5 protein-coding genes are annotated in these 8,999 nt (G+C 53.3%); all 5 read right to left on the bottom strand.

All coding sequences use genetic code 11. From position 1 onward, the window contains the following. Nucleotides 1-124: 124 nt before the first annotated feature. On the bottom strand, nucleotides 125-1,243 hold the full coding sequence (locus AC2FJC_RS23235; protein WP_496742031.1) for a nucleotidyltransferase family protein: 1,119 nt from the start codon (nucleotides 1,241-1,243) through the stop codon (nucleotides 125-127). Then, nucleotides 1,240-2,355: a hypothetical protein gene (locus AC2FJC_RS23240; protein ID WP_496742033.1), complete on the bottom strand. Its 1,116-nt coding sequence runs from the start codon at nucleotides 2,353-2,355 to the stop codon at nucleotides 1,240-1,242. The genes AC2FJC_RS23235 and AC2FJC_RS23240 overlap by 4 nt, the downstream gene beginning before the upstream one ends. Before the next feature lie 105 nt (nucleotides 2,356-2,460). Next, a complete protein-coding gene (locus tag AC2FJC_RS23245) occupies nucleotides 2,461-2,706 on the bottom strand; it encodes a hypothetical protein (protein ID WP_170516129.1) in 246 nt (81 codons plus the stop codon). A gap of 220 nt (nucleotides 2,707-2,926) precedes the next feature. Further along, nucleotides 2,927-4,303 carry a hypothetical protein gene (locus AC2FJC_RS23250; RefSeq protein ID WP_496742035.1) on the bottom strand — a complete coding sequence of 459 codons (1,377 nt, stop codon included), beginning with the start codon at nucleotides 4,301-4,303 and terminating at the stop codon, nucleotides 2,927-2,929. Nucleotides 4,304-4,990: 687 nt separating this feature from the next. Beyond that, entirely contained in the window at nucleotides 4,991-8,020 is a 3,030-nt protein-coding gene (locus AC2FJC_RS23255; protein ID WP_496742037.1) for an autotransporter family protein, read from the bottom strand. Nucleotides 8,021-8,999 lie beyond the last annotated feature (979 nt).

Genomic DNA, 8,999 nt, shown 5'->3' on the forward strand with positions numbered 1-8,999 from the left:
CCTCGATGAACTCATGCCGTGGTGTTACGTCGAAGAAACCGCTCAACATTAACTGGTCGCATTCACCGGACGGACACCCAATACCCAACGGCTTGTCAGATGTTCTGATGCGCTCGGCAGGGGTTCACCTTAAATTCCTGAATATGGTGGCATGAGTTCTGAAGAAATCTCGCCACCAGGAGAGGTGGATAACCTGCTTCAGGATGTGGTTCCGATACTCGGGAGACCTCAACAATGCCCGGGATTTTCGGGCGATCAGTTGTGGGGCGTATTGTATTTTTCGACTTCGCGTGCTGCCAAACCTCAATATGGCTTCGTCCACATGGGGGTTATTACAGATACTTGTATCTTTCTGCGCTGGTTGTGTCAGGTAAGTCGCCATAGCCTCGAATTCAGCGACGACAGTCTCCATCCCGAATTGCGTCAAATGTGCGTTCACTTTTTTTATATCGCATCTGCTACGCAAGCTGGTCCAGTCAATCCAAGACCTTAGATCGAAGGTTCCGTAGTGATACAGGGCGTGGGATATCAGATGGCACGCGCGATCTTCAGGTGACATTATGTAAAGGCCAGGCAGGGACGTTTCTTGGGCACGGGAAAGAACGTCGCGTGCCGGTAATAGACGATCCATCGTGCCTCGGCCAACTGCTGTGTGCAACTCTACCGGAAGCTCCCAGTCCGCGTGGATAATTTTCGGAAGATGATGTTGAACGATACGGGTACCGCGCCAGTTTAGATCCGAATTTGCGGAGGAGGTGGCGGTGGGCGGAGATTCTGCGCCAATGCCAAGCAATGCATCCTTAGCCGGCCCGACCAGTTCCTGCGGTATCAGAATATCAAGATCGCCGACAAAGCGAATTGCAGAGTCTTTATGCAGGGGGTCCAACGCGTCACCTCCACCCTTCATGACCACTGCCGGAACATCGGCCTGTGACAGGGCCTGGCGGATTGAGTGTAGTTGCTGTTTCGCTTGTGTTAGCCGCGTTGCGTTCGCCTCGTGCATTGACCTGAAATAGAGAAAAAGGTCCCGCGGGACGGTGCTGATCAATTCCTGGTTTTCAACCAGAACTTTTCCCACCAGCGCGTGGACGTGGTTGTTTTGAGCCACTCTTGCCAGGTGCTCGGGCCGCGCGTGTTTGAGCGCGGTCACCAGGCCTTCATCCGGCTGCCCTGAGAAGTAGGTGCGGGTCAACAGCAGGATCGCTTTGTGCGTGACCGATATTTGCCCGACAACATCCCTCATTTTGCCAGAAGGTCGAGGCAAATGGGAATCGACTGGGACGACGACGAAAACTTGAGGAGATAGAATGGCACTGTGTTGCAAAGCGTTGAAATCGAGTTGATTTGCGGACTTGCGCGACAGGGGCGGGCGCCTGACCGAATGCAGGTGGCAAAGGCTTCTTCCGGCGACACGCGTTCCAAACCCGGTTTTGTGCTGGCCATATATTGCGGAACGATCACAGCGCAGATCGGTTTGCTTGCACCAGCGGGGGAACCTGTGGGCAAGTGGATGTAAGTAACGCCATCTCTGGTGCTTTTGTGATGTTCAAATCGGCCAAACAGCTGTCGAATTTCTGGCAGGTTGTATGCGGTGGATTTGACAGCAGCGGCAGTGGGAAACGCGAGAACAGAACGCCCGTCACATGCGAGTGGGATGTGATCGTCTGCAAGAGAATGGCAGCCATTGGCCACGAGCCCCAGAGACAGGGTCGATTTGCCCTGGCCACTTTCGCCAATGAACGCCAGAACCTTTCCTGAGGGGCCAGAAACTGCGGAACCATGTAAAACTGCCCCAACTTCACCTTCGCCACACAAGGCCTGTGCCGCCTCTTTGAGCAAAAGAAATCTGGCCTCGTCCCGGTCTGTTCGACTCCAAATTGGTTTGCCCTGAAAACTCAGCGCAAGTTGACCGCTTTTGTCAGCCACACAGCGGAACGTTTTAGCGGGTCCGACTTCGCCCGCGTCATCACTGTAGGAAAACAGAATCTCATCAAGTTCCCTCGTCAATTCCCGGCTGTCCGTTTCAACGCTGAACTGACCCTTCGCTGACCTGTAACTCACAGCCTGGGTAATCGCCTCCCGGACTTCCAGAGGGGGGCGCGGGAAAGGGCGCGGTCTATCGTCAAACAAACCGGCATTCTTCCAGTCATCAACAATTGCCGAAATTGCTTTGGCCTCGTCCTCCGCTAAATCTCCGGGGCTATTACCGTATAGAATTTCGTCCAGCACAGCACGCCCTAACATGTTGGTCAGGACTATAGATCCACTGGCTGGTGAGTGCATAGCGAAGGATTTACCGACATCAACAACCTCCAGCTTCGAGGCGGGGCATCGGATCTCACCAAGATCAATCAATTTAACAAATCCCGACAGATACAGGCCCTAACCTCCATTGCGGAAAGCACCGGGGCCTGCATTTACAAAACCTAGATCTCTAAGAAAGGCCGCTTTGGCGAGATATTACCAAAACCGCGATCTGCGCGTCCGTTTCTTGGGTTTGCGCCAGTACTTCCTAGGTTTGCCCCAGCGATTCTTGAATTTTCTCGGTTTCTTTTTCGGAGAGCCACTGGCCGCCGATTTAGCCACCGCGTCGGACGCTGATAGCACCACCGTCGAAGCGCCGCCCACTACCGCAGAATATTTCAGGATTGCTGACATCACCTCGCGACGTTCAACGTCTTCGATAACGTCTTGTTTCTCGTCCATACCCGTTACCTTCACTACTAACATACCATCAAATATCATACTAATTTCTGGGGGTTCGGGCAAGTAACTCTAAGTTCCATCAAAAGTTTCAACATTGAAACCTAACAGCGCTTACTGTTGCATTTGAGGCAACGAATAAGCTCGCCTTGACTAAATATGTACCCGATCCGATGGAAAATTGGCTGATCCACGCGATTCTCTGTGGGGGAAATCCTAAATGTCAGGGCCGAACCATAAAATCTCGTCCCAGCGTAACGAACACGGAATGAGAATTGGCGCGTGGTTCCGCGCGTTCGTTGCGCATGCGATAGTTGTAACCTGTGCGAACGGCCCAGTCCTTTGTAATCGAATGCTGATACGCGGCAACAAAGTCGGCCCGGTCAATCTGGTTGTTTATTTCTTCACTGATCGTATAGCCCGCGTCCAAAACAATGCCTGATACGCTGTTGATCTGATAATTGTATCCTAGGAACAGTCCGGTCCTTAGGACGTTGCCTTTTTCTTCGTCAAATTCAACCCAGCGCCGGAACAAGGCGCTGAACTCCCCTTGCGCCGTTTCCTGACGCCAGTTGAGTGATCCTATGACTGCTGACTGATCCAATTCGGAATCGGCGACGCCGATGGAGGCCGCAAAATCCCCTGTGGGCAAAGTGAAAGAACGTCCGACACTAAGTGTCCGGATCTCTCCGTCTTCGGTAACATATTGCTCGGCCTCGGCGCTGACTGATCCATTGGGCATCTCTCTGACCAACCGAACCAGGCCCTCGGGTCCATCCGACCGCGTTGTTGTGCCAAATTCACGGGTGTCAATGGTGGCATAGCCAAAGCGCGCATCAAGATTCCAGATCGGAGTAATCGCGTAGTTCAGGCCAATATAGTTTCTGACCGTTTCCCTGCGCGTGTCTTCAGTATCGTCGGCGTTGTAAAGCCGATAGGCGCCACCAAAAGTCCCTGTGACCGTTGGCGACAACCGCAGGCCAAAATCAGCGCCCAGATTGGTGCGTTCATTGTCAAACAACCCGGGGTCGGTTGTGTCAGTGTATTTCAGCGCCAGGTATTCCGCCGCGAATCTGGCTTCGAATGGACCTCCTCGCCCAAGTTCAAGCCCCGCTCCGGTTCTGAAGCGTTCCCGGTTCCCGGTCCCGTTCAGATCGTCCAGATCCGGCGGCAATAATATTTCGCCACCGGAGGTTTCAAAGTCCTGAAGGGGCCGCAGAAATTCAATGTTGGACTGAAGGTATCCGGCGCTGAAGCTGAAGCCGGAATTCGCGCCTTGCCGACCGTAGGTCAGATCGAGCCGCTGATCGTCGAACCCCGATTGCGCACCTGGACCATCCACCGCCCGCACCACTGCGGATGCTCCAAAACTGAACCTGTCGAGCGGAGTCTCGCGGTTCAAATTCAGGGACAGACCGGTCTCGGCGAATGTCGTTCTTCCAAGGCTGACAGGATCGAGATCCAGATTGTCGTCGGTTACAAAGCGTTGGCTAAAGCCCAGAACTACCTGCGTCCCGCCCTCCTGAGCAGCGACGGGCATACCGCAAAAGACAGAACACACACCAGCAAGAAAGCCGCGATAGATCAGATACCGTCCCACTATGGCCTCAATTTATTTCTATCATTATGCCGCAGTGTTTTGCTCAATGCAGCTTTTGTCCCGGATGCCCACCAAATGCGGGGTTTTATCATTTCACCCTATTGATCCACAGACTAGGGCTTTGCAGCTGCTTCGTCTTCAATAAAGACTGCCCGCCATATAATTTTTGCATGGCGTATTGAGTTTGCAACATATTGAAACCTCGGGTGAGCGTAAGGGTAGGTGGCGCTACCGGGTCAGGCGTTTGACCGAAAGGTTGAAAACCCTTTGATGTTCATGAGTTAGATCGTTTGCAAGCTCCCCTAGGCGACCGAATTACAGAGGGTATTTCAGAGCGCCGTGGAGCACCTGATACACCGCTCTTGCCGGGCACCAATTTCAGCATGCAATTCAGATATGGTTTTCGTTCAAGTAAAGGGTGAATCCAGCGACTGGAAAGTCGCCCGAAAACTGCGCAATCCGGATTTCATTCTGCTGCTTCTCGCGCAGGACTTGTGCGCCTGAATTGACGTTTCAGTATCAATTACCCCGGAATGATTTCACCGCCGTGTGCAGTGCAGCCAAGCTCTTGGACTTTTGGGGAATAGGTCAGATTGCCACCCGAACGGAGAAGGCCTTATGAGGCGGCACAAACGGTCACCCTGGCGCGCTGTTCTCCGATACCTTGAAGGGATACCCGACCAGGTTTCAGAAGAGAACATTGATGCCCAAATTTACCTGGATGCGCCGGCTATCCCCGAAATCCTCCAATCCGGTGGCATAGCTGATCTCACCATATGCGCTGGCTGTTGGATTCCATGCATATGAAGTACCGGCTCCGATTTCTGCGGCCCACGCGTCGAGGTCACTGGAAATTTCCCTTCCGGATACTAACACCTGAGCGTTTCCTTCAAATTCGTGATAGAGGTTGAATAGCCCGTAGATTGACCCCGGCTGTTGATCATTTCCACTTTGATACTCGGCCAATATCCCCAGGCGGGCCAGAGTGCTTTTGGCGCTGGTGGGGTCCACCCGCTCTCCATTTGGGCCGGAAAAGCTGTCAAAGTTAACCGAAGTGTAACTAAGCTGTGCTTGCGGTGTGATGCTAAAACGGTTGCCAGTCTCGAATGTCCTGCCCAGCTCGATCGAAGCGCCGTAGCCGGTTCCGTTATTCCCGTTGATCAGTTCACCCAGAGAGTCCGATGTCAGGTCGCTGTCATACCAGTTGTATTTCAGCTGGCCGTCCACATAGAAGCCAGAATGCCCGTACCAGGTCGAGGCGAGGCCGAAACTGTAGCCGGTGGTGTCGATGCGGCCATTCCCGAAACTTGAACTTACAGAACTGTCTGCCTTGCTGTATTCGAAAGTCGGGCCTCCGACGAGGTATCCGTTCGAACCCGAGAGCAACAAGAAGTCCATGCCGCCGGAGATATTGAAGACATCAATATCCGCGCGCGCGTTCGTCGAACTGTTTTGTGGATCGACACGCAGGTCCGAGCCCTGAAGGCGCACCCACAGCGGCGAGCCGGCATCGATATCGTCTACGACATCGGCCGAATTCATGCTTGCAAGAGCTCTTTCGTGCCGATCGCCAACTCTTTGCCTCAGCGACGGAAACGCGTTCAACGCCTGAAGGTTGCGCGCATAGGTTTCATAAACCGGGATCGCGGGTTGGAAGAAAGGTGTATTTCCGGTCCCTGAAACCAAACTCCAGTTACCGGCGCTGTTTTGTCTTAAGGTGTAGACATAGGCACCGGCAATCAAAGCCCCTTCACCAGACGGCGTTACGAAGTTTCCGCCCGAAAGTGTAAAATTCGCGGTGGATGCACCTGCTACGGTAACAACTTCGATCTCGGTCTGGGTGACGTCACCCTGGCCACCAACATTTTGTACATTCACAGTTCCGGTGCCTGATGCGTTCCCCGTTACAACGATGCGATCAGAAGTCGAGCCAGGGCCTGCGAGAGACGTGTCCAGGCGAATTTGGCCCGAGCCGGCATAGTCCCCGCGTATCGTAATCTGATCGCCCACAGCGCCGTCCTGGGTGGTTATGGTCCCGTTGTTGGTCACATTGCCGGAAACTGTGTATGCGCCCGATCCACCCCCGGCCGCCTGGAACACGCCGCTGCTGAGGTTAAGGTTGCCCATCAATGCAAATTGAGTCCCGGCGTTCAGGATCGCCCCGTTGCGAAGGAACAGCCCGGTTGATGCCGACCCGTCGCCTATGACGACAAAGTTGTCATTGAACGAAAGGCGGCCTCTGTCTGCGACAAAAGATTCAAAATTATGAATATTTTTTCCAACCAAATCATAGTTTTGGTTGGTTTGAAAAACAGTGTCAAAGCCGTCTCCGCCAGAGAGGATTGTATTGGCGCCCAATGCCCCGCCGGCCAATACAAACTCGTCTCTTCCGGCATTTAGCTGCACTGCCCCGTTCACACTGGCCCCGGAATTCAGCGTCGTGACGGAGTCCCCGCCGTTGTTGCGGATTGCGAGGCCGGAGGTCCCGGAAACGTTTGTCCCGGAATTGAGAGCAATTTCGGTCCGCGCCCCTGTGTTTGTTTCTGTATCAATAGCATAGCCGGTACCGCCGGAAACGTTGCCGTTTGTGGTTATGGACAAAGTGCCGGTGCCAAGGTTTTGCGCGAAAATCCCTTCTGATCCACCAGAAACGTTGCGAACTGAAACTGTCAGATTTGTAGCTGTGGCAGCATTCCGTGCGTCGACCCCTCTGCCGGTGTTTCCCGAGACGCTTTCTGCACTTCCAATGGACAGAGCACCACTTCCATTGTTGATCACGGAGATACCGTCTCGTGCGCCGCTTGCAGTTCTGGCGGAAATCGTCACATCCGAACTCTGCCCGGCGTTACTTGCCCGAATGCCATCGACGCCGGTTCCGGAAACTGTACCAACTACTGTAATTTGCAGCGCACCTGTTCCAAGATGGCGCGCGAAAATCCCATCAGTGGCACCTGTTACGTCCATTGTCGAGATGTTCGTTCCACCGGTGGCTCTGTTCGCAGTCCGGGCGTCAATTCCTCGCTGGTTGCGGCTGACAATGGTGCCGTTGGCGTCTATCGTCAGCGCGCCTGTTCCATCATGTTGTGCCCGAAGCGCGCTGCGGAGACCGGTAACGTCGCCGGTTGTTACAGAAAGGTTGGCTGCTGTCGTTGCATTTCCCGCCCAGATGCCGTGCTGTTGCTGGCCTGAAACAGCGCCATTCGACTTAACTTGCAATGAGCCGGTGCCGCGGTTGGTTACAGCCAATCCGCTCAGTTGACCGGCTATCGCAGAACCGTTTGTATCGGTAAAAACGATATCGCCCGTAGCGGCGCCGGTGTTTTCCAGTGTGAACGCATTTCCCGTCGTCGTCGTGATGCCAAAGCCGGCATTCGTTGTAACGTTCAATCCGCCGCCTATTGCACCGGGCGTAAGGTTCTGAGTGGCGTCTGTTGCGGGGTTTGCAGGTGAATTGCAGCTCCAGTTGCCCGATAGCGGGACGCTTTCCATACAATTGCCTGCTGTGGCCAAATCACTGCTGAACAATACTGCCAGCGAGCCCAACCCGATAATCACCGCTCCGACCCTGGGATAGGCATCGAAGGCCCCGAGGCTTGGCGATAGCGATAAGGTCTGATCGCTCAACCCGGCTATGAAGTGGCCACGTGGGGATCGTTTGCAACTGCCAATTTTGCGGCCAGAAGTTTTGAGACGTGCCAGGCGTTCAGTTTTTCTCATTCTTTAAATTCTTCACTTGTTACAACTCACTACATCTGCACCAGAGCAGACTTTGCATTTACAGTTCCCGTCGGTTACCCGCAATGACCCGAAGTGGGCCCCGAGCCACCAGAGGCAACTCTGCACACTGGTTCTCGCGAAACTTGAATTGCAATTCTGCAATTTTTCATCGTTCCAAACTACACTTTGCCAAAGCGGCTGCCTGTGCTTCCCGGACACAGGAAAACGTTCGCCGGGGTTTGCTGTCACCTGTCTTCCAATCGGATCCAGGGCACGGTTAGACAATGTCGCCCGCAGAATCCACTCTGGCCACTCTAGCTTGGCTAAGTAACCAAATCTTAAGGGTTTAGGTCCTGTATGTTGTCAATGCTTTTGGGCGAGAAAGCTGTGCGCCTGTCTGAACATAAAACATTTTGCTGAGTTGCGAAATCTGCCCCACAAATTTGATCAATGGTGACGTGTCTCGTTCTGCAAGGTTTAATAAAATCAATATTTTATAATGAGTTAAGGTAAATTTTCTTCACGGGCAATAGTCCCGCAAGGTCGTTGGAATCCGACCGCCGAACCCTACCGGGAACGACCAAACGGCTTAAGTCTGTTCTTGCACCAGTTGATGCAAATGCAGAAACAAATAGGAAGCTCAAAGAGGATAGTTTCTCCTGAATTTGTTGGGGGTCGCTGAGCCATATCAGAACGGGGATAGTATTGTCAGGTTGATCTTTACGTTCTGAAGCGATGTACTTCGCCGTTGTCTATGCAGCTAAGTCAGTGGCGTAATTGTTCCGGTGATCGAAGGAATCAGCTGTTGTCTGGCGATAGGCACCATGTGTAATCGTGCGTTCCTTCCCAGCAATCTGGTACTTCTGACGCCAGAGCTTCGAACCATTTGGTTTCATTAGAACGGTTGTGTCGCAAACTTTTGGAACGACCAGAGCCAGCGATATTCTAGACGCAGTTATCCTGCGATCTCAGCAAACAT

Source organism: Ruegeria sp. CDSB117 (assembly GCF_059611005.1).

What these genes read in the sequence shown, in the direction of transcription:
- AC2FJC_RS23235 (WP_496742031.1), bottom strand. Translation starts at nt 1,243, where the DNA reads ATGAGGGATGTTGTCGGGCAAATATCGGTCACGCACAAAGCGATCCTG.
- AC2FJC_RS23245 (WP_170516129.1), bottom strand. Translation starts at nt 2,706, where the DNA reads ATGGACGAGAAACAAGACGTTATCGAAGACGTTGAACGTCGCGAGGTG.
- AC2FJC_RS23255 (WP_496742037.1), bottom strand. Translation starts at nt 8,020, where the DNA reads ATGAGAAAAACTGAACGCCTGGCACGTCTCAAAACTTCTGGCCGCAAA.